The sequence below is a fragment of the Enterococcus haemoperoxidus ATCC BAA-382 genome (genome assembly GCF_000407165.1).
GTDB classification, from domain to species: Bacteria; Bacillota; Bacilli; order Lactobacillales; family Enterococcaceae; genus Enterococcus_L; species Enterococcus_L haemoperoxidus.
Genome location: NZ_KE136480.1, coordinates 426,207 through 448,893 on the forward strand (window position 1 = coordinate 426,207; position 22,687 = coordinate 448,893).

The 22,687-nt window shown below is 37.3% G+C and carries 23 protein-coding genes; 5 read left to right on the forward strand and 18 right to left on the reverse strand.

The annotated features are described in order from the left end of the window. Window positions 1-2: 2 nt before the first annotated feature. Entirely contained in the window at window positions 3-1,808 is a 1,806-nt protein-coding gene (locus I583_RS12740; protein WP_010761812.1) for a M3 family oligoendopeptidase, read from the forward strand. Window positions 1,809-1,913: 105 nt separating this feature from the next. Here I583_RS12740 and I583_RS12745 read toward each other — a convergent pair whose 3' ends face one another. From I583_RS12745 to rpsO, 6 genes are all read right to left on the reverse strand, one after another. Next, the gene (locus I583_RS12745; RefSeq protein ID WP_010761813.1) at window positions 1,914-3,224 is read right to left on the reverse strand and encodes a coiled-coil domain-containing protein; all 1,311 of its coding nucleotides are present in this window, start codon (window positions 3,222-3,224) and stop codon (window positions 1,914-1,916) included. A 293-nt stretch (window positions 3,225-3,517) separates the two neighbouring features. Beyond that, on the reverse strand, window positions 3,518-4,843 hold the full coding sequence (locus I583_RS12750; RefSeq protein ID WP_010761814.1) for a coiled-coil domain-containing protein: 1,326 nt from the start codon (window positions 4,841-4,843) through the stop codon (window positions 3,518-3,520). Between the two features lie 241 nt (window positions 4,844-5,084). Continuing rightward, window positions 5,085-5,600 (reverse strand): rod shape-determining protein MreD, encoded by a 516-nt coding sequence (gene mreD / locus I583_RS12755; protein WP_034683718.1) that lies wholly within the window; start codon window positions 5,598-5,600, stop codon window positions 5,085-5,087. A 10-nt stretch (window positions 5,601-5,610) separates the two neighbouring features. Next, on the reverse strand, window positions 5,611-6,471 hold the full coding sequence (mreC, locus tag I583_RS12760; RefSeq protein WP_034683573.1) for a rod shape-determining protein MreC: 861 nt from the start codon (window positions 6,469-6,471) through the stop codon (window positions 5,611-5,613). Between the two features lie 186 nt (window positions 6,472-6,657). Next, entirely contained in the window at window positions 6,658-8,772 is a 2,115-nt protein-coding gene (pnp, locus tag I583_RS12765) for a polyribonucleotide nucleotidyltransferase (RefSeq protein WP_010761817.1), read from the reverse strand. A 211-nt stretch (window positions 8,773-8,983) separates the two neighbouring features. Then, window positions 8,984-9,253, reverse strand: a complete 270-nt coding sequence (gene rpsO, locus I583_RS12770; protein ID WP_010761818.1) for a 30S ribosomal protein S15 — start codon at window positions 9,251-9,253, stop codon at window positions 8,984-8,986. 281 nt (window positions 9,254-9,534) lie between these two features. On the opposite strand from rpsO, the gene def reads away from it, so the two are divergent. Further along, complete coding sequence (def, locus tag I583_RS12775; RefSeq protein WP_010761819.1) at window positions 9,535-10,098, forward strand: peptide deformylase; 564 nt, start codon at window positions 9,535-9,537, stop codon at window positions 10,096-10,098. A 51-nt stretch (window positions 10,099-10,149) separates the two neighbouring features. Here the strand turns inward: def and I583_RS12780 are convergent, their stop codons facing one another. The 3 genes from I583_RS12780 to I583_RS12790 form a co-directional block, all read right to left on the reverse strand. Then, complete coding sequence (locus I583_RS12780) at window positions 10,150-10,926, reverse strand: Cof-type HAD-IIB family hydrolase (protein WP_010761820.1); 777 nt, start codon at window positions 10,924-10,926, stop codon at window positions 10,150-10,152. 22 nt (window positions 10,927-10,948) lie between these two features. Beyond that, window positions 10,949-11,596 (reverse strand): DNA alkylation repair protein, encoded by a 648-nt coding sequence (locus tag I583_RS12785; RefSeq protein ID WP_010761821.1) that lies wholly within the window; start codon window positions 11,594-11,596, stop codon window positions 10,949-10,951. A 98-nt stretch (window positions 11,597-11,694) separates the two neighbouring features. Then, window positions 11,695-12,492, reverse strand: coding sequence for a formate/nitrite transporter family protein (locus I583_RS12790; RefSeq protein WP_010761822.1), 798 nt, complete (start codon window positions 12,490-12,492; stop codon window positions 11,695-11,697). A gap of 617 nt (window positions 12,493-13,109) precedes the next feature. Between I583_RS12790 and rpsD the strand changes: the two genes are divergently transcribed. Further along, the gene (rpsD, locus tag I583_RS12795) at window positions 13,110-13,721 is read left to right on the forward strand and encodes a 30S ribosomal protein S4 (protein ID WP_010761823.1); all 612 of its coding nucleotides are present in this window, start codon (window positions 13,110-13,112) and stop codon (window positions 13,719-13,721) included. 144 nt (window positions 13,722-13,865) lie between these two features. Here the strand turns inward: rpsD and I583_RS12800 are convergent, their stop codons facing one another. Beyond that, window positions 13,866-14,558, reverse strand: a complete 693-nt coding sequence (locus I583_RS12800; protein WP_010761824.1) for an ABC transporter ATP-binding protein — start codon at window positions 14,556-14,558, stop codon at window positions 13,866-13,868. 17 nt (window positions 14,559-14,575) lie between these two features. Further along, window positions 14,576-15,661, reverse strand: coding sequence for an ABC transporter permease (locus I583_RS12805; protein WP_010761825.1), 1,086 nt, complete (start codon window positions 15,659-15,661; stop codon window positions 14,576-14,578). 192 nt (window positions 15,662-15,853) lie between these two features. On the opposite strand from I583_RS12805, the gene lepB reads away from it, so the two are divergent. Next, complete coding sequence (gene lepB, locus I583_RS12810; RefSeq protein WP_010761826.1) at window positions 15,854-16,399, forward strand: signal peptidase I; 546 nt, start codon at window positions 15,854-15,856, stop codon at window positions 16,397-16,399. 156 nt (window positions 16,400-16,555) lie between these two features. Further along, entirely contained in the window at window positions 16,556-16,999 is a 444-nt protein-coding gene (locus tag I583_RS12815; protein WP_010761827.1) for a hypothetical protein, read from the forward strand. 69 nt (window positions 17,000-17,068) lie between these two features. On the opposite strand, the gene I583_RS12820 is transcribed toward I583_RS12815, so the two are convergent. From I583_RS12820 to trpD, 7 genes are all read right to left on the reverse strand, one after another. Continuing rightward, on the reverse strand, window positions 17,069-17,686 hold the full coding sequence (locus I583_RS12820) for a DUF1054 domain-containing protein (protein ID WP_010761828.1): 618 nt from the start codon (window positions 17,684-17,686) through the stop codon (window positions 17,069-17,071). A 32-nt stretch (window positions 17,687-17,718) separates the two neighbouring features. Then, window positions 17,719-18,288 (reverse strand): GNAT family N-acetyltransferase, encoded by a 570-nt coding sequence (locus tag I583_RS12825; protein ID WP_010761829.1) that lies wholly within the window; start codon window positions 18,286-18,288, stop codon window positions 17,719-17,721. Between the two features lie 74 nt (window positions 18,289-18,362). Then, window positions 18,363-19,130, reverse strand: a complete 768-nt coding sequence (gene trpA, locus I583_RS12830) for a tryptophan synthase subunit alpha (protein WP_010761830.1) — start codon at window positions 19,128-19,130, stop codon at window positions 18,363-18,365. Beyond that, window positions 19,127-20,320, reverse strand: coding sequence for a tryptophan synthase subunit beta (gene trpB, locus I583_RS12835; protein WP_010761831.1), 1,194 nt, complete (start codon window positions 20,318-20,320; stop codon window positions 19,127-19,129). Before trpB ends, trpA begins: the two co-directional genes overlap by 4 nt. After that, a complete protein-coding gene (locus tag I583_RS12840) occupies window positions 20,313-20,918 on the reverse strand; it encodes a phosphoribosylanthranilate isomerase (RefSeq protein WP_010761832.1) in 606 nt (201 codons plus the stop codon). The genes trpB and I583_RS12840 overlap by 8 nt, the downstream gene beginning before the upstream one ends. Beyond that, window positions 20,915-21,673: an indole-3-glycerol phosphate synthase TrpC gene (gene trpC, locus I583_RS12845; protein WP_010761833.1), complete on the reverse strand. Its 759-nt coding sequence runs from the start codon at window positions 21,671-21,673 to the stop codon at window positions 20,915-20,917. The genes I583_RS12840 and trpC overlap by 4 nt, the downstream gene beginning before the upstream one ends. Beyond that, window positions 21,674-22,687: an anthranilate phosphoribosyltransferase gene (trpD, locus tag I583_RS12850; protein ID WP_010761834.1), complete on the reverse strand. Its 1,014-nt coding sequence runs from the start codon at window positions 22,685-22,687 to the stop codon at window positions 21,674-21,676. It abuts the gene before it with no gap.

Sequence of the window (22,687 nt, forward strand, 5' to 3'; positions counted from 1 at the left end):
ATATGACTTATTCGCTCGTTTGGGATTTAGATAGCATTTTCCCAGGAGGTAGCCACTCGGTACAATTGGAACAACGTTTAACAGAATTGAAAGAGCAAAGCCAAACATATCACCAATTGATTGAACAGTGGACACCAGAAAATGACACTGATTATCAAGAATTGCAACAAATCTTAACTTTACAAGGAACAATTTCTGATGGTTTTTCACAATGCAACAGCTTTATCAACGCATTAGCATCTGCAGATACAAAAGATAAGAAAGCTAAAATTTTGTCTGGTGACCTCTTTTCATTATTACCTGCAATTCAGTTAGCAGAAACTATTTTCACTAAAAAATTGACAGAAATTTCTGATGAGCATTGGCAAACCTTAACAGCTTTACCTGCCTTTGAATCGATTGCGTTTCGTTTAAATGAAATTCGTCGTGACGGTATGCAGCTATTATCCGAGCAGGAAGAGAACATTATCAATACATTATCTTTAGACGGTCTTAACGCTTGGAGTAGCCATTATGATACGATTGTGGCGAGTATTTCGATTCCATTCACAGAGGACGGTCAAACTATTTCACTTTCAGCTGGACAAGCTTTTAATCGGATGATGAGTGATCCTAGCGCAGAGGTTCGTGCCCAACTATTCAAAGAATGGGAAAACGCTTGGAGTGAAAAAGCCCCCTTATTAGCAGACACTTTGAATCATTTAGATGGATTCCGTTTAAGTGAATACAAACTACATGGTGTGACTGATTTCTTAGAAAAACCATTGAACTATAACCGTATGCAAAAAGAAACCCTAGATGTCATGTGGGCAACGATTCAAAAAAATAAACAGCCCTTTATTGACTTTTTGACGCGTAAAGCACAATTATTCGGAAAAGAAAAAATGGACTGGCAAGATCAAGATGCACCAATCATTTTAGGCGATTTAAAAGAAAAAACATATAGCTTTGATGAAGCTGCAGAATTTATTTTAGAAAACTTTGAAAAATTTAGTCCAAAAATGGCGACATTTGCTAAAGATGCTTTTGAAAAAAGTTGGATCGAAGCAGAAGATCGTCCCGATAAACGCCCCGGCGGTTATTGTACTGAACTTCCTGAAACCAAAGAATCTAGAATTTTTATGACATTTGGAAACTCGATCAATGAAGTCGCAACCTTGGCTCATGAATTAGGTCATGCGTTCCATAGCAGCGTGATGTGGGATCTTCCAACTCTTGATCGAGAATATGCAATGAACGTCGCAGAAACAGCCAGCACGTTCGCAGAATTGATTGTTGCTGATGCGACCCTTAAAGAAGCAGAAACGCCTGAGGAGAAAATTAATTTATTAGATACTAAGATGCAAAATGCAATTGCGATGTTTATGAATATCCACTCTCGCTTCATTTTTGAAAATAGTTTTTATCAAGCTCGTCAAAAAGGGTTGCTTAGTGAAGATGAAATAACCGAATTGATGCTTGAAGCGCAAAAAGAAAGTTATCAAGATAGTTTAGGAACTTATCATCCTCATTTTTGGGCAAGCAAATTACATTTCTTTATTGATGATGTTCCATTTTATAATTTCCCTTACACATTTGGCTACTTGTTCAGTATGGGGATTTATGCTTATGCAAATAAACAAGGTAGTGATTTCGAAGATCAATATATTGCCTTACTTCGTGATACTGCATCTATGACTTCAGAAGACTTAGCTAAAAAACATCTCGATGTTGATTTAACAAAACCTGATTTTTGGCAAGCTGGGATCGATCAAGTGATTAAAGATGTGAATGAGTTTATGGAATTGACAGAAGAGTATATTAAATAGTATTGAGAAGTTTCAACGGATTTTTCGTTGAAGCTTCTTTTTAGTTTGTATACAGAAAAAGAACCAGACAACTGTCTGGTTCTTAAATTATTAAATTAAGTTTGATTACATACGTACAGCGAAGCTTGGTGTAAATGAACCAACATTGCTGTATTCAACGCCTGTACTTTCATTTCCAGCGTGGATATAACCGCCACCACCTGTAGCAATTGCTACGTGGTAAGAAGCACCTGGGCTACCCCAGAAGTATAAATCTCCAGCTTGAGCTTCACCCACAGAGATACGTGTACCAGCACTTTCTTGTGCAACTGTATACCCACCGACATTACGGCCAGTTGATTGCATGAATGCGTAGTAGACTAAACCTGAACAGTCAAAGCTTCCTGGACCTTTAGCTCCCCAAACATATGGTTTACCAACTTGCGCTGCTGCAACAGAGATTGCAGAGCCACCAGTTGATGGTGGTAAAACTGGATCCGGAATCGGATCTGGTTTGGGTTGTGGTTCAGGTTGTGGAGTTGGTGTAACTGCTCCGCCGCCTCCGCTATTATTAGCAGGAGGTGTTACAACACCTGAATTATTATTTTCTGTTGAACTACCTGTTGTTGATTCTTCAGTATTTGAAGATGAAGCAGTCGTTGTGCTTGGCGTTGTTGCTTTAGCCGTTTTAGCTTCTTCAGCTGCTTTTTTAGCATTAGCTGCTACTGCTTTTTCTTGTTCTGCAATACGTGCTTGTTCTGCAATAGCTGCTTCTTTTTCTTTTACTAAACCAGCTTTTTGATCTTCAGCAGTTGCTCGTTCAGCAGCTAATGTTGTTTGTAGTACATTCAAATCAGCTTCCGCTTTAACAAGATCGCCTTTTTGTGCTTCAAGTTCAACTTGGTTGTCTTGAAGTTCTTGTAATTTATTTTCATTTTCAGTTTTCTTAGTTTCAACTGCTTTTTTATCTTCTTGTTGTTGTTTCACTAAGTCGTTGTTGGCATTAACGATTGTAGACATTGCAGTAACGCGAGTAATAGCATCAGAAACTGATTTTGCATTCAATAATGCATCCATGTAGCTTGTGCTGTTACCGTTAACTTGTACGTCACGTGCTTGGTTTTGAATGGCCACTTCACGTTTTTCAATACGTTTTGTTAATTGTGAAATTTCTTTTTCTAAGTTAGAAGATGTTTTTCTTAATTTGCCTTGTTCAGCTAATAATGTTTCTGCTTTTTCGTTAATTGAAGCTACTTGATTTTGTACTGCTGCTACTTGGCTTTGAGCGTCTGCTTCTTGAGACTTCAATCCTGAAATTGCTTGGTCTTTTTGTTGAATTTTAGAGTCCACTTCATCTGCTGATGAAACTAATGGTAAAGCTACAGATGTTAGGGTTAATGAGCAAATCATTAGTAATGGTAATATACTTTTTTTCAAAATTCATTCCTCCGACTTTTTACTTATAATAAATTCATTCATCTTTTGAGTAATTTTCATTCTTATATTGACAACGAAATCATTGTATCATAATCACATGTCATACATATAAAATTAATGTTACAGGAGTATTTCATTTTTGATAGTTCAAAATGACATCTGAATAATCACCTATCATCTATAACACAACACTGATTCTCTTACCATACTTCAATAAATGATATATTACAAATAATCCCCACCCACAAAATCTATTTGATTTTAGTCGGTAGGGATTTAATTATTCTATTAGCTTATCCTGGAAAGCGCCATACAACGGCTCTAAAGTTTGCTGCATATGGGCTTGGTGTCCAACCAGTGGTTGTTGACACATACCCGGAACCTGCTGGATTATTTGATTCAACGATCTGAACTGAACTGCCGTTGACACCAACGACTAGGACCGTGTGAACGCCGTCCAACCAAGCATCAGGGCTAAGAGCGTTTTCGTATTGAACAACGTCTCCAACTTGAACATCAGACCAAGACACTTGAACTGCTCCTGATTGAGTATATCCACTATGAGGACCACCTGGTGAGAATCTAATGCCTGCTGCATTCAGCCAATTTTGTACAGCTACAATACACTCACCGCTTTGACCCCATCCGGTTGGATTTGTTTGGCCTACAGCATTCAAAGCAATTTGCGCTGCTTTTTTCTTTGCTGCTGACACGCCGCCAGTACCAATACTACTACCACCGCCAGCAGTACTGCCATTTGGTTTTTCTGATACTAGTGTAGCTGGAGCTTCATTCGTTGTACCATTTTCTTCTACAACATTCATTTTTGCAAGCCCAGGATTTGCAGCCTGTGCTTCAGCAAGTTTTTTAGCTGCTTCAGCTTCAGCTTTTCTTTGTGCTTCGGCTTGTTTCGCTTGTTTTGCTTGTTCTTCTTCTAATTTCTTTTGAGCTGCAGCCTTTTGATCAACATACTCAGATTTCTTGTTTTCTTCTGTTGAGCGTTGTGCTTCTAACTCATTTTTAGCAATTTCTTGCTCAATTTTTAAAGTATTTAAAGATGCTTGTTTTTCATTTAGTTCTTTTGTAGAAGTTTCTAAAACAGAAATTTGTGATTCTACTGTCTTTGTCTTTTTTTCTACGTCTTCTTTATCAGACGTTTGTCGTTCTAATAAATCATTATTTGCATTAACCAGCGTTGTGATTCCTTGAACACGACTGATTGCATCAGAGATAGACTCGGAATTGATGATTACATCTAAATAACTAGTGCTTGTTCCACTTACTTGAACATCACGAGCTTGATTGCGCATTTGAACTTCTCTTTTTTGAATACGAACATTCAAATCAGAAATCTCACCATATAACTTTGTGATTTCTTCTTTAAGTGTTTTTTTCTTAGCTGTCAATTCATCAATTTTAGTAGCTGTCGTCAACATATCTGATTCAATTGCTGATAATTTAGACAAAGCCTCTGATTCTTTTGTTTTTAGTCCATTGATGATTTCATCTTGCTTTTCAATCTTGGTATCATAGTCATCTGCAACTGCAGCCATAGGCAAGGCAGCTGAAGTAAGCGTGATCGAACAAACCATCAACGCTGATAATATACTTTTTTTCACTCTTTATTCCTCCGGCATTTACTGTATGTATTTTATAAGTTCTGGGTATTATTTCAGTTTTATTTTAATCTGACAACGTGCTAATTGTAACATAGCAGTATGACATACAGATAAAAGGCATATTACAAAATTGTTTCACTGAACTGAATTAAATAACACCAATAATCTTTCTGAAACCTTAAAAAATGGACTTTTCAATAATATCTCTTACAATATTTTGTCCATTTCCAATAAAAAAAGACTATTCATTAGCGAATAGTCTTTTCATTGGATAAGAAAAAATAACAAATATCAACATATTAAAAAGTAGTGTTGGTCCTAAAACTTTTGTGATAAATAATAGCGGCGCCACGTTTGATAGATGAAAAATAATTTGTAGCCCCATCGCAATCAGTTCATACGTAGTCACAAAAATAATCATCCCAAAAAAAGCCGTTAAAAGATTCGTATGAACCACTCGTTGAAACCGATACATCATCATAACAGTCGCTGCTAAAGCAACCGTATAGATCCCAATGATACCGATATAATAACTATCGCAAATCATTCCTAAAACCAGAGCTGTGATTAACAAATAGCGTTTAGACAGATTAGGGACTGCCATCAAAAATGCCAACAACATAAAGTGAGCATTTGGAAAATAGACGTTATCTGTTACATTCCGTGCAGCTTGAGTTAATTGACCGTCGATCAGCATCAGTAAAAAGAAAACTATCGGCGCATAGTATCTAACATTTTCTTTTCGAATTACTTGCATCACTTGCATCTTACTCCCCCGCTCCAGCTAGTCTCTTGATGATCGTCACAACGGGTATATTATACATTTCAGCGTACGGCTTAACATAAACTTCTCGATCTAAGCCATAGCTGTCTGGTTTAACTTTTTGAACCACACCGACTGGCAGATTCGCTGGAGAATTTTGTCCTAATCCAGATGTTTGAACAATGTCGCCTTCTTTGATATCCATATCTCCTACCAATTGACTGACGATCAATGTATTTTCTTTGTCATCATACTCCTTCAAAAGACCATATGAATCACCTTTTTCAGAATTGATTTGAACTGGAAAATGATTTGAATTCTGATTTTTAGATGTTAATAACTCAACTTTTGAAGACGTCGCATTTACTTCAACTACACGGCCGATCAGCCCTTTTTGAGCTAAGACAGCCATATTCGGTTCAATCCCATCATTTGAGCCTCGATCAACGATCAATAAGTCTTGCCACATATCAGGAGAACGAGAAACAACTGTTGCCGTTACTTTTTCATAATTCCCTAATGTCTCATTCAATGAAAGTTCTTTTTTTAATGCTTCATTTTCTTTTTTTAAGTTATCGTTTTGGATAGAAAGTTCACCATATCCGTCAATTCTTTCTTTTAAGCGTTGATTTTCATCGTAGGTGTTAAAAAGCGTACTGATTGATGATACTCCACTACTGATTACTTTACCTGGAAACGCAATAACTTTATCAACAAAACCTACGCTGTCGTTAACTGCTGATTGCCCAAGATTTGTTTTCCCACTATTTGCTCTGTGAGCTGCGGTAAAACTAATGACCGTAACCACAATGATCACGACGATCAGCGTGATAATTATATTTTTATTTGGATTAAATTTTTTCACATCGACACCCCGAATAATCTTTAGACTGATAGCAACAATTTTACCACTAATTAGAGGCAAACAAAAGAGCTGTGATGCGTCTTTATGTTTTTTTATTAAATAAAGTCATTTTCACAAAAAAGCAGAGTAGGATGAACACCTTACTCTGCTTCGTTTGAAAGTCATTTAATAGCAAAATTCCTTTGCTTATTTTTCTTTATTTTCTTCAGTCAACAACGCTTTGCGTGAAACATTTACACGACCTTGTTTGTCGATTTCAGTAACTTTTACAAGAACTTCATCCCCAAGTTTCACAATATCTTCAACGTTGTTTACACGTTCGTTCGCTAATTGAGAAATATGAACAAGCCCGTCTTTTCCTTTGATCAAGTTAACAAATGCGCCGAATTTTTCGATACGAACGACTTTACCAAGGTAAACTTGTCCAACTTCCACTTCTTTTGTCAACTCTTCAATGATCTTGATCGCTTTTTTGATCATATCAGCATCAGCAGAAGCAATACTTACATTACCTTCTTGATCGATATCGATTTTCACGCCAGTTTCATCAATGATTCCATTGATTGTTTCTCCACCTTTGCCAATCACATCTTTGATTTTGGCAGGAGCGATTTGGATCATTTCGATTTTCGGTGCGTATTTGCTTAATTCTGGACGAGGTTCAGCTAATGTTGATGTCAACTCAGCAAGAATTTCCATACGTGCTTTTTTCGCTTGAGTTAAGGCTTCTGTCAAGATTTGTTCAGTGATCCCTTGGATTTTGATGTCCATTTGTAGTGCTGTAATTCCATCTTTTGTTCCAGCAACTTTAAAGTCCATGTCGCCTAGGTGATCTTCTAGTCCTTGGATATCTGTTAAAATTGTATAGTTTTCCCCATCACTGACAAGTCCCATTGCAATTCCGGCAACTGGTGCTTTAATTGGTACACCAGCATCCATCAATGCTAAGATTCCGGCACAGATACTTGCTTGTGATGAAGAACCATTTGATTCTAAAACTTCTGATACCACACGGATCATGTATGGAAAATCAGCTTCATCAGGAATAATTTGCGCCATCGCACGTTCCCCTAAAGCACCATGACCGATTTCACGACGACCAGGTGACCCGGCACGGCCTGTTGAACCAACAGAGAATTGCGGGAAGTTATAATGATGAATGAAACGTTTGCTGTCTTCTACACCTAATCCATCAATGATTTGGTGTTCGCCAAGCGGTGCTAATGTCACAACAGACAATGCTTGTGTTTGTCCACGAGTAAACAATCCAGAACCATGAACGCGTGGTAAAATGCCGACTTCTGAAGCTAACGGACGAATTTCGTCTAGTTTACGGCCATCAGGACGGATTTTATCGATCGTGATCAATTCACGAACCACATCTTTTTCAAGATCTTCAGCAATTTGTTTTACTTCTTTGGCTACTTGCGTTTCATCTTCATGACCTGCAAATTTTTCAGCATACGCTTCTTTTAATTGGTCTTTTATTGCATCGATATTAACTTCACGAGCTAGTTTTTCTTCTGTCATAACCGCTTCTTTCATTGAAGCATAGTAAGCATCGAAGATTTCTTTTTTCAAGTCAGCATCAACTTGTAATAATTTGATTTCCATTTTTTCTTTACCAACAGCGGCAACGATTTCTTCTTGGAAAGCAACTAGTTCTTTGATTGCATCAAAACCGAAAAGTAACGCGCCTAGCATATCTTCTTCTGATACTTCTTTGGCACCACTTTCAACCATGTTGATTGCTTTTTTCGTTCCTGCAACGGTTAATTCGATATCTGTTTTTTCAGATTGTTCTACTGTTGGATTTAGCACGTATTCGCCATCTACACGACCTACATCAACACCTGCGATTGGTCCATCAAACGGAATATCTGAAATCGCTAATGCTAGAGATGAACCAAACATCGCAGCCATTTCTGGTGTGCAGTCTTGTTCAACACTCATCACGGTATTTGTGATTTGAACTTCATTACGGAAGCCTTCAGCAAACATCGGACGGATTGGGCGGTCAATCAAACGAGCAGTTAATGTTGCACGTTCACTCGGACGACCTTCACGTTTGATGAATCCACCAGGGATTTTACCTACAGCGTACATTTTTTCTTCATAGTTGACTGTTAATGGGAAGAAATCGAAATCTCTCGCATCTTTTGAAGCAACAGCGGCACTTAATACCACAGTCTCTCCATAACGAACTAATACTGCGCCATTTGCTTGTTTGGCTAATTGGCCAACTTCAACTTGTAATGGACGTCCGCCCCAAGTTGTTTTGAATACTTGTTTTTCTGACATATATCTCTTCTCCTTCGATTCTTCGGAAAAGTTAGACTACTACTAAACAAATGAAAAGATTCAAAAAAATTGAGTCCTTTTATTTGGTTAGTAGATTCATTCAAACTTTCCAAAGATGATGATTTTTTAGTATTTTACGGATGACTAAACCTTCGCTTTTAAATAAGCTAAAAAGCGAGGTTCATTACGAATCTCGCTTTTCCTTTTTTGATTAACGACGTAATCCTAAACGTTGGATCAATTCGCGGTAACGTTGGATGTCAGTTTTACGTAAGTAAGCTAACAAGTTACGACGATGTCCAATTTTTTTCATTAGTCCACGGTAAGAATGGTGATCTTTTTTGTGAACGCGAGCGTGTTCATTCAAGTGATTGATATCAGCAGTTAATACAGCGATCTGTACTTCTGGTGAACCAGTATCTCCTTCATGACGAGCGTATTCGCTAATGATTTCGTTTTTCTTTTCTTTTGACATTGCCATGTTTTTCACCTCTTCTTTAATAGTCATCTTCCTACTGAGTAATGCGTTGGTGATTCGCACAACCAAGTAAAAGACGGTATGTTTCCATACAGGTATACTTTACAGGAAATTTGTTAAAAATGCAAGACCAAGCACAATTTACCCACTGTTTTTTGAACAATTTATCCCCATTATGCATGGTTTTGTGATAAACTGTATAGGCAAATAAATACATTGATGGAAAGATTTAGTTTCTAACTGAAACTGACCGAGACTTTTAAATATAAAGGAGGAATTATCCTATGATCACCATGAAGGATATTATCCGCGAAGGAAACCCAACACTTAGAGAAGTGGCCGAAGAAGTAGTTCTGCCACTATCTGATGAAGATATCAAATTAGGTGAAGAAATGATGGAGTTCTTACATAATAGTCAAGATCCTGTCAAAGCAGAAGAATTAGGATTACGTGGCGGTGTTGGTTTAGCGGCACCGCAATTAGACATTTCAAAACGAATCATCGCGGTTCATGTACCGAGCGGCGATTTGGAAAACCCAGAACCAACATTAAGTGCAGTAATGTATAATCCTAAAATTTTAAGCCATTCTGTTCAAGATGCTTGTCTTGGCGAAGGCGAAGGGTGTTTATCTGTTGACCGTGAAGTTCCAGGTTATGTGGTACGCCACAACAAAATCACGTTATCTTATGTAGATGCATCTGGCGTTAAACAAAAGATTCGATTGAAAAATTATGAAGCAATCGTCGTTCAGCATGAAATCGATCATTTAAATGGTGTGATGTTTTATGATCATATCAATCAAGAAAACCCATATGCGTTGAAAGATGGCGTTTTGGTCATTGAATAAAAAGTGATCCGCACAAACTCAATCGTTTTGTGCGGATCGCTTTTTTTATTCTTAAATTGCCTTTAGTTCTTTCAATGCTTTCCAAATACCATCATTATCATTCGTATCCGTCACAATTTTTGCTTCTTTTTGGATATGCGGCAAAGCATTGCCCATCGCCACTCCAATACCAGCCTCACGCAACATTTCACGATCGTTTTCTCCATCGCCGAATGTGATGATATCTTCACGAGCAATTCCAACACGATCTGCTAAATTCAGTAAAGTCGCTGCTTTAGAACCATTATTTGGTACGATATCTACGCTTTCAGAATGCCAACGAATAAAACGGAATTTAGAAAATTCACGGTCAAACATACCATCTGCTGAATCGTCGTAAAAAGCCAATGCTTGATACACATCATTTTCTTTTTGGAAATTCACATCGTATTCCGGTGCTTCAAAATCGATTGACCCCATCGCTTCAACCATTTGCGCACGACGATGATGATTGTTTTTCTTAACATCATCTAGTCCAACATAAGCTAGTCCAATCTCTCTTTTCTCGACCTCTGAAGCAAAACGATGCAATTCATCTTGATCCAATAAATTTTGATAATACTGCTCATGATCTAAAAATGCTGCTGCTCCATTACAAAGTACATAATTGGAAAAATCTAAATCTAAAATAATATCTTGCGCCATAAATCGGCTGCGACCTGTTGCAATTGTTACGAGATGTCCTTGTTGTCTTAAACTCTTTAATGCTTCTCTTGTGCTTTCCAACGGTTGTCTGTCTGTTCCCAGTAGTGTTCCATCGATATCAAATGCAAAAAGTTTTCTTCTCATGGCGTAATAACTCGCTCGCTTTCTATGGTTTTGGCAAATATTTACTGCCTTCTCTAACTGCTAATGGGCTTAGTTCAGTCGTCTTGATCAATGTTTGAACCCATAAATGATCCGTTTTGCTATATTGACGCAAGGACCAGCCAATTGATTTTTGAATAAAGAACTCATCTGTAGTTTTATCATAAATAATGGCTTTTTTCAATAACACAGTATTTGTTTTTTCTTTATATAACAGTTGCAGATTGATTGCAATTCTTCGATGCCAAAAATCTTTTTCGCCAAAAAAAGCTTCAAACAACTGAGGCATTTCTTCTAAATTCTGAAATCCCCAAAGGCCAAAAAATTTACGCCAAGAATCAACACTATCCCACCAAGCTTTATCGATCACAAAAGGTTTGAAGTGTAACACTTCTTCAAGAGAGAAGCGTTTTACATTAACAGTTGCTAAATCGATTGCCAAATACTGATATTCCCGTTCAGGCTTATGATAGTAAAAACTGATTAAATCAAATAACTCTATAAATGGTAGTTTTTTACTCTCTTTCAACAGTTCTTTCTCTAGCACAGCGCGCTCTGGTGCCGTAACACCTGCAAAAGGAAATAAATTTTTCATGTAAGCCGCCATTTGTTCTGCTTTTTCTTTATTTTTAGGAAAAACGACTTTATTCATTTCATTACTCCCTTTTTCTTTTTTACTCTATTTTACTTCAATATACTGTAGACAGCAAAAAAGCTGAAACGGAAAATCCATCTCAGCCTCTAAATTGTTTAATCTAAATATGTTGTATCCGCATTATTCAACCATGCATAACCCAAGCCCATTACTAAGCCTCCGCCAATAAAGTTACCGATCAAGGCAAAGAATAGATTGTGTGCTACGCTGCCAACTGTCATTGCCGCCATTGTTCCATGAGAAGCGAAATACGCTAAACTAAATGCTGGGAAGTTGGCGATAACGTGTTCGTAGCCTAAGAATGCAAAGATAAAGATGATAAAAATGATTGCGGCAACTTTACCAGCATCGTCTTTCATACGCATACTTACTAATACGGCTGTATTTACCACGATATTTGCAAACATCGCTTCAACTAAAATTTGTGTCGTTGTTTTATCTAATTTACCAGCAATCGATGTAAAGAAAAAGCTATCCGCAGGTAAATCTTGGAAAGGAACAGTCAATGAAATCAAATAGCCAAACAAAACGCCACCGACTAAATTAAAGAAAATACAGGCAAATAAAATTTTTGCCGCAAAAGAGAAGTTGATTTTTTTGCGATAGACCCCAACTGTCATATAAAGCATATTCGATGTTCCGAGTTCCGCATTCATATAAAGAATCATAACAAGTGACCAGCTGAACATAAAGGCATATAGAATTTTACCTAAGCCATGGACCATTCCTTCACCTTTGATTGCGATCGCAAAGGCCACTGCTGTTCCTAATGTTAAAAACATACAAGCGAGCATTGCACGAAAAGCGTAACGCATAAAACTACTTTGGAATAAGTTCATTTTTTTACTGATTGATTTGTCGATCTGCTCAAATAATGGCGATACAGGTTTCATTGTGTTTCTCCTTTTCAATTTGTTTTCATATTATATTTTCAAAAACATCCTTTACCATTCTAAAGACCAGTAAGGGTTTTGTCTAGTAGTTTTTTCACAATACTTTCTAAAATAACATTAATTCAATTCTATTTATACTATTTTCTTGTAATACTACTCTAAATCCCCATGACTTGATGCATCACTACAGTCACCTACAGAAAAACAACGAAATTGAATGCATCTCTTGGTTGTCATTATGTTGCAATAAAATTATAACATACTTGCAAAAGGAGATGCACTTGACATGGAAGCTATAACGATGTTTTTTTGGGGTATTTTGGGCGGTGGTTCTTCTGGTGGCGGTGGAGCTTCTGGCAAATGGTAAATTGTAGAGCTTACTTAATAAAAAGCTTGAGTTATCCTCAGTTTTAAGCTATACTATGCTTTGTGTAAAATAATGCAGCAGAAAAATAATAGGCTCGTCAACATTTCATTGCCTTGATTGCTTCGGCTTTCAGGTTCAACTGCGTAACCCACGGCTGCAAAGGGCGAAGGTTGAAGAATGAACTGAACGAATATGAATTTTTCAGAAGATTATTTTACTCCAAAAAATTATTTTATTGGAGGAATTTTTAATGTCACGTTATACAGGACCATCATGGAAAATCTCTCGTCGTCTAGGTATCTCTCTATCAGGAACTGGTAAAGAACTAGCACGTCGCCCATACAAACCAGGACAACACGGACCAAACAGCCGTGGTAAAGTTTCTGAATACGGTATGCAATTAACTGAAAAACAAAAATTACGTCATATGTACGGTATGAACGAACGTCAATTCGTTAACTTGTTTATTAAAGCAAGCAAGATCAAAGAAGGTAAACACGGTGTTAACTTCATGATCTTACTAGAACAACGTTTAGATAACGTCGTTTACCGTTTAGGCCTTGCTACTACTCGTCGTCAAGCACGTCAATTAGTAAACCACGGTCACGTTACTGTAGATGGCAAACGCGTAGATATCCCTTCATACCACGTTGAAGTTGGTCAAGTGATTTCTGTTCGTGAAAAATCTCAAAACGTAGTAACAATCAAAGAAGCTGTTGAAGCAACTGTTGGACGTCCAGCATTCGTAAGCTTTGACGCTGAAAAATTAGAAGGTAGCTTCACTCGTTTACCAGAACGTGATGAATTATACCCTGATATCGACGAAGCTCTTGTCGTTGAATACTACAACCAAAAACTTTAAGATTCTCTTGCTGTTATTGCATTATGGATCTTTCTCGAAAAAACCCTGTACAGTTTTTCTGTACAAGGTTTTTTTATATAAAAAATGAGAGCGAGACAAAAGTAAAAATACTTTTGCCTCACCCTTTAAAACCAAATAAACATGTTATCTCATTTGCTTTTTCAAAGTTTTTTGTTTTTGCAACACACCATCTTTCATCACATATACTTCATCGCAATGCTCAATCAAGCGTTGATCGTGAGTGACCATGATCGTTGCTTTATTTTTTTCCTTTGTTTCTCTCGCTAATATTTTTACAACTTCAAAAGCCCGATCTGAATCTAAGCTTGCTGTAGGTTCGTCCGCTAAGATAATAGACGGATCATTATACAAGGCCCGAGCAATTGCTACTCGTTGACGTTCACCACCAGAAATTTCATCAGGATATTTTTTCTTCAACTTTTCAATTCCTAGCTCTGTTAATAACTTATTGACTTTATCCACATCGGTCTTTTCTTTTTTTACTTTATCCACCAAACGTAGTTGCTTTTCCACTGTTAGAAACGGAACTAAGTTCGATGCTTGTAAAATAAAACCAATTTCAGAGAAACGGATTTTAGAGCGTGTTTTCTCATTTTCTTCGCTAAATGCTTCATTATTTATCTTAACCTCGCCATTCGTTGGTGTTTGCAAGCCACCAGCTAATGTTAAAAACGTACTTTTCCCCGAACCACTTGGACCAATAACTGCGACAAATTGCCCTTTTTCCACAGAAAAATCGGTGGATTTCAATGCTTCGATTGTGGTGTCTCCATCTAAAAACTGTTTATCCACAGACAAAAATTCGATTGCTTTCATTTTAAACTAGCCCCCTTCTAACCAATTGCTTTCAGTGGATCTATTTTAATAATTGTCCGAACTGAGAACAGTGCACCTAATACCGCAATCACCAACATTATGCCGCCAATCGATAAAAAGAATAACCAATTCGCTTGAAATGGAACCGCCGTTGGCAAGACGAAAGATGTTCCCACAGTACCAAGCAAACCTAAAGTTATCCCTAAAACGGCTAAGACAAATGTTTGAACAATTACCGAGACCGCAATGTAAAAACCAGAAATCCCCTGCGCTTTCATGATCCCGAAAATCGTTGCTTTTTGCATAGTCAAGACATAGATGAAAATTCCGATAACTATCGCTGCAATCACAATCAAAAATCCGATCATAAACCCAAATGTTAGTACCTGAGCGTTATATCCTGGTAATTCATTGATGAATTTCGTGATACTATAACGGGTCAAGCTATCCTCTTTCAAGTGAACATTTTTTAATTTTCCCTCTTTTGCACGAAAAACAATCGCATTCACACGAGCCTTTTTTGAGGTATCTGATTTTTCAAAGCGAATTTGCTGAAAAGCGTTTGTGGTTACGTATAATACAGGTGCAACATTAAACTTAGCATTATCCGTAAATCCGACGACTTTAAGCTTTTTATCATTACCAGCTAGTTTGATTGTATCTCCAAGTTTGATGCCATTTTCTTTTTTCAAACTGTTATCCACAACCGTTTCGTTATCATTCGTGAATGGTTTCCCTTCAATAATATTCGGCATTAAAAATTCATCTTTATTGATACCGAAAAAACTAGCATTGATTTTTTCAGCATTCTTTTTATCTAATTGAATCACTGCCGCAGTTTGTCCTAATGTCGCTTTTTCTTTTGCTTCGACTTCATCCATTGACTTTAGCTGAATCATTGACATATTGATATTGGTATTGGATTCATCCGACAACACGATGCCGTCTGCCTGCCATTTATCCACAGCTGTTCGATTATCTTCAGCCAAACCATACGCTAAGCCTGTTAAAAAGAAAACTAAATAAGAAATCAAAAACATCACACTAATGATCAGTGCATAGCGTAACTTTGAGCGGGTTATTTCATTCCAAGCTAAAAACATAGTCCTTCCTCCTCCTTATCAATCGATAAGTTCTATAAAAAGTATAGCAAAATTTAGGAATGACAACAAAATATCTGCTTTAGAAATTCTATTGAACCTTAAATAATCCATAAAATCATCGGATTTTCTTATTATTTACTCTATTTATTCTGGTATACTAGTAAGAAATAATAATTAAAAAGGAGTTTATTTATGAAAAAGAAATACAGTACCCTTTTTACAGTACTACAGTTCGCAATGATTTTGATGTTTGCACTTTTTTTAAGGATGTTTGTTTTAACACCTGTAGAAGTTGTTGGCATTTCAATGGAGCCAACTTACCATGAATCGGATCGCTTGTGGCAGTCGTCTTTAGTTAGTCCAAAACGATTTGACATAGCAACATTTCCTAGCCCACGAGATGGGAAACGAATCGTTAAGCGGATTGTTGGAATGCCTGGTGATACACTTAGGATGGAAAACGATCAATTATATATTAATGACAAAAAATATGACGAACCTTATTTGGCTGAATTTAAAAAAGCTTTGACAGATGGAATGCCTTTGACTACCGATTTTACTTTGGAAAATAGTGCGGCAGGTCCTGCCAGAGTTGTCCCAGATGGAAAATATTTTGTGTTAGGAGATAACCGTCGAAAAGCGGATGATAGTCGTTATTTTGGTTTTGTAGATGAAGAGGATATTGTGGGGATTGTTTATTTCCGATATTATCCGTTGAATAAGATTGGCGTGCAATAAACTTATTATCCACGTATCACAAGCTGACTTTTGGAGTCATTTTATTAAAGGCTGTATAATGTAAAAGATGCATTATATAGCTTTTTTTGTGTATGAATAATGAAAAATACTTACTAATTTCCGAGAGTAAATCAACTATAGAAAGGATTGTAAAAAATGGAAAACTTCCCTGAACGATTAGAGGGCCGCTGGATAATACGAGGGACTAACTTTCCTCTTTGGCTATCGAAAAAGCGTAGTGATCCTACTATACAATATGAAAAATCCGAAAATTCTCCCCTCAAATTTTTGGATATTGTTACTTATAACAATAATAGAGGGCAACAAAAAAAGATTATCGGAATAGATACATATAAACAAAATCACTTTGTTTGGCGTGGGAAAGGGCTCTTAGCTATTTTAAGTAGCAAATGGTCCATCTTGACTGTTACGGAGACGATTTTAGTTATCAAATTCGACCGCTCTTTTTTAACACCTGCTGGAATTGACATTTTGGTTCGAGAAGGCATCGATATCGATGATCCAAAACAATTTATTTTAGATTGCTTTGAACAGTATTCCCTTACTGCTAGTGAACTCAATAGTCTAGTTTGGCTATAGAAACTTGAAGCCTTGCAAAAAAAAAAGCAGAACAATAGTCTATATAGTGACCTTTGTTCTGCTCTAGCCTTACTCCTGTAACCCAATCGCTAGCTGATACAATGGAATTAATTCTTCATATGTCTTCAACATATATTCACAGGCTTTTTCTGGATCATTCAACAAATCATCCGTCTTTCTAATGATTCGTCCAATTTGAAACTCTCCTTTTTTCACATCACGAAAACGAGTAAGATGCTTCTCCAAATCCGCTTCATTCAATCGTTCAATTTCGGGTTGTGTATGATCGATCGACAAATAAAAATCATCATCTAATTGCTCAAATAACGCTTGATTGTCTAAAAAAGCTTGCGCAATTTCTTTTTCATTTTTAGGATTATCAATTAGTGATAACCACATGAAAAGATAGTCTGGCCAAATACCTAATTGGAAATGGGCTTCCATTTTATAGCCGCGTTTTTTCTGACTTAATGCAGACCATGTATTTTCTGGTGGATAAACTGTTCTGCGACGGTGTTGGGCAATGTGAACAAAAAATTCTGTTTCTAGTTTTTCGCCCAATCTTTCAGCAAAATAATCATCTAATTCTTGAAATTTTGGTTGGATCGTGGAACGAATACCAGCCATCCTTGGGTCTAATCCATCTATTGTAAAAACATCAAAATCTTTTTCAGTAAACATTAACATGTAGTCATTTCTCCTCTGAGCTGTTCTGTAGGTTAGTTATGCAATTTTTGCCATTCTTCGAGCGTGATACCGCGAATAATATCTGTAACGACTTTCCCTTTCCACATCCGGGCATTCGGGATATTACCTTCTACTTTCATACCTATTTTTTCCATCACACGACCAGATTTGGGATTATCGATATCATGCGTTGCAAAAATACGCATCAATTTTAGCTCTTCAAAGCCTAAACAAAGTAGTTTGTGTGCCGCTTCTGGCATATAGCCTTGTCCCCAAAATACCTTGTTTAAAGAATAACCAATTTCTGCAATATTATGCTGATCTACCACACGTAAATCGATCGTTCCAATAAATTTTCCAGTCGCTTTTAACTCGATGCCATATTTGCCAAGTGGTGCTGCTATGAAGTAGTTTGCAATACTTTCTTTAGTGTCTTTAATAGACTGATGAATCGGGAAAACATAGGTGACCGTTTCTTCATCGGATGCATATTCGTGCATATCATTAGCGTCACTTAATGTCACTGGACGTAACTTTAAGCGTTCCGTTTCCAAATATTGATTTTCTGCAAAAATTAAATTGCGATTGATGACAATCTCCATAATTCCACCTACTTTTCATACTACTTTACAGAAAGAAATGCTTATAGGCAAGAGGAAAAATATAAAATATAAAATTATTTACTGACTGCTTCTTTGATAAACGTACTAACTTCTGCACGTTTTCCTTCACTAAGCAGCTGAACGATCTTGCTACCTACGATCACGCCCGCACAACTTTTCCTAAAACGTTCCACATGTTCTTTAGATGATACGCCAAATCCTGCTAAAACTGGTTTATCACTGACTTTTTGAATATATGCTAAATGTTCATCTAATGTTTCTTGATAATTTCGTCCTGTGCCTGTTACACCGTTGACTGCCACCGCATAAATAAATCCTTCTCCTGATTCTACTAAAGTTGGAATTCGATCTTTAGGTGTGGTTAAAGCAATCAGTGGTATCAACGAAATATCACTGTCTTTTAGTAATGGTGCTACTAATTCTTGATGCTCATGTGGTAAATCAGGGATGATTACTCCTTTTACATCCGTTTCAGCTAAATCGTGAATAAATGTTTCTAAACCATAGGTAAAAATCGGATTGAAATAGGTCATGATTACTAAAGACGTTTTAGTTTCGATTTTTTTTAACTGCTGGATTATTTTCTGCAATGTTACGTTATTTTCTAAGGCTCTTAGGCCAGCCGCTTGAATTATTGGACCATCTGCAACTGGATCTGAAAATGGAATCCCTAATTCGATAGCACTAGCTCCAGCTTCTGTTAGTAGTTGGATTTCATCGGCTAACTGATCTAGACCTTGCGCACCTGCCATGATATATGGAACAAAAATCGTTTCATTTGCTTGTTGTTTTGCTTTCAATTGCCTCGTTAGTGTTTTCATCCGTTTCCCTCCTGTTCAAACAATCCTTTGATTTGCTGTACATCTTTATCCCCACGTCCTGAAAGGCAAACGATGATTTGTTTATCTGGTCCAAGTTCTTTTGCGACTTTTAGCGCATGACTAACAGCGTGAGAACTTTCTAGAGCTGGAATTATTCCTTCTGTTTGGCATAAAATTTTAAAAGCCTCTAACGCTTTTTGATCGGTTACTGATTCATAACTTGCTCGTTGCGTTTCGCTTAAATGACAATGCTCCGGTCCAAGTCCAGGATAATCCAAACCAGCTGAAATCGAAAAGGCTTCTAAAATTTGCCCATCATCATCTTGTAATAACTTCATCATCGCCCCATGTAATACACCTGTTTTCCCTTTGGTGATCGATGCTGCATGTGATGTTGTATCTAGTCCTAATCCCGCTGCTTCAACACCAATCAGCGCGACATCATCATTGATAAACGGATAGAAAATCCCCATCGCATTACTGCCACCACCAACACAAGCAACGACTGCATCAGGTAATTTGTTTTCTACTTCTAAAAATTGGCGTCTTGCTTCAATTCCGATAATACTTTGATAATCTCGGACGATTTCTGGAAATGGATGAGGACCTAACACAGACCCCATCACGTAATGGGTATCTTCAACATTAGCCACCCAAAAACGTAATGCTTCGTTTACCGCATCTTTTAAGGTTTGACTGCCTGACGTCACACTTTCAACTTTGGCGCCTAATAATTCCATCCGAAACACATTCAATGATTGACGAGCCACATCGACCGCTCCCATAAAAATCGTGCATTCCATCCCAAACAAAGCAGCAACTGTAGCAGTTGCTACACCATGTTGTCCTGCCCCTGTTTCTGCAACAACTTTTTTCTTACCCATTTTTTTCGCCAATAAAATTTGTCCGATCGTATTGTTGATTTTGTGGGCACCCGTGTGATTCAAGTCTTCTCTTTTTAGATAAATTTTAGCTCCACCAGCAAATTCTGTTAAACGTTCGGCAAAATACAACGGATTTTCCCGTCCAACATATTGTTTTAAATAGTAATTCAATTCAGCTTGAAATGCTTCATCTTCTTTTGATGCTTCATAAACTTCCTCTAATTCTTTGACGGCATACATCAATGTTTCTGGAACAAATTGTCCCCCAAAATCTCCGTAAAACCCTTGATTTGGTTGATTATACATGATCTTCCTCCTTGGCTTTTTTTAAAAAAGCAATGATTTTTGTTGAGTCTTTTACCCCGTTTGTTTCAACTCCACTGGATACATCAACTGCATATGGATCGAATCTTTGTTTGGCTTGCTGCACATTTTCTGGAGTTAGACCACCTGCAATAATGATTTTTTTAGTTTTGATAGCACTAGTATCTAATTGCTGCCAATCGAAAACTTCACCGTTGCCGCCGACAAATTGTTTGGGCGGTGCATCAAAAAGTAGAAATTCTGCGGCGGTTTCTTCCATGCGTTTTTCTTGCTCCATTCCGTCAACTGGTATCGCTCGGATCAGCGGTACTGAAAAGTTTTCTGTCGTTAATGCCCCATGAATTTGCACCATATCAAGTCCAGCTCGTTGAATGATTTCTTCTACGTCCGATTGGGTCGGTGAAACAAAGACACCCACTTTTTTTACTTCTTTTGGTACATTTTTCGTAATTTCTTTGGCTTTTTCAGGGCTGATCTGTCGTTTACTTTTGGCAAAGACAAAGCCAAGATAATCTGCGCCATAAGCTACTGCCACGTCTACCTGTTCTTTGGTTTTCAAGCCGCAAATTTTCACTTTCATCGCAAGACCTGTAATTCTTTGACCTTGGCTTTCGGATCATTTTCTCGCATCAATCCTTCTCCCACTAAAATAGCTTGATAGTTTTCTTTTACCAGAGTAATTTGTTCACTCGATGAAAAACCGGATTCACTAATATAAATAGCATCTGTTTTTTGATTTTTTCCCAACGTTTGACTCACTCCAATCGAAACCTCAAAAGTTTTCAAATTTCGGTTATTTATGCCAATTAATTGTGCTGATAATGCTTCAGCAATCCTTAGTTCCTCTTCATCATGGACTTCTACTAAAACTTCTAGCCCTAATATCGTTGCCTTTTTATACAGTTCTGCCAATTTTTGTTTGGACAAAGCCGATACAATCAATAAAATAATCGTCGCTCCAGCATTTCTCGCCCGAATCAGTTGTTTTTCATCAATAATAAAATCTTTGCATAAAACAGGAATCGTCACTTGTGAGGTTACTTGTCTTAAATCCTCGATCGATCCTTTGAAGAACACTTCATCTGTTAATACAGAAATTGCTGTAACGCCCGCTTGTTCATACGCTTTTGCCTGTTCAATCACGTTGACAGATAAATTAATTGCGCCTTTTGAAGGGGACGCTCGTTTGACTTCCCCAATGATATGCATTTTTTCGGGATGATCTTTGACTTGCTGATAAAACGAGTATGTTTTTCGTAGTGGTCTAATTGTTTCTAATGACATTGCTTTCACTTCTTGTTTCTTTTCATTGATAATTTTTTCTAAAAAATCCATTTAAGCAACCTCCTTTTGCACTTGGATCAGCTGTTGAAGTTTATCAAATGCAGCACCGCTGGCCACGCAATCTTTTGCCAATAAAATTCCTTCTTGAACAGTTGATACTTTTCCATTGCTGAAAAAACCTAAGCCAGCATTCAATAAAACAGTGTCTAAATAAGGACTTGCTTGATTTTTCAAAATAGCCAACAGTATCTTAGTGTTCTGCTCAGCATTACCACCGCGAATCGCTTCTATAGGAAGACGAGTAAAACCAAACTCTTCTGGTTCGATCGTATGCATAGTGATCATCCCCTCTTCTAGCAAAGCAAAATGTGTTGTTCCAGCTAACGTTGCTTCATCCAAACCGCCTGAACCATTGGCCACTACCGCCCGTGTACGTCCTAGTTCTCCTAATGTTTTTGCTGTTTCTTCTAATAAGTCTCGCCGATAAGTTCCCATTAATTGTGAATTTAAAAGTACCGGATTCGTTAATGGACCAATCAAATTTAAGATGGTTGGTGTTCCTAGTTCTTTGCGAACTTTCATGACATATTTCATTTTCGGATGCATATGAGGCGCAAAAAGAAAGACCAATCCGACTTCATTCAATACAGTACTTAATTTATCTGGCGAAAGGGCAAGATCTACGCCTAAGCATTCAAAAATATCTGCACTGCCTGATTTACTGGAAATACTACGATTGCCGTGTTTAGCCACAGATACGCCCCCTGCCGCTAAAACAAAGGCGGCGGTTGTACTAATATTGAAACTGCCAGATTGATCACCACCAGTTCCACAATTATCCATGACATTTTCTTTTTGACAATCGATAGTCACCGCTTTTCTCTGGATCGTTTCAGCAATTCCTGCCATTTCTTCAGCTGTTTCTCCATTACATTTTAGCGCTGTTAAAAAAGCTGCAATTTGACTATCAGTTAGTTGACCTTCAAAGATTTTTTCCGCTACTTGCTGCGCTTCTATACGCGTCAAATGTTCATTTCTAAAAACTTTCTCAAATAGATCTTTCAT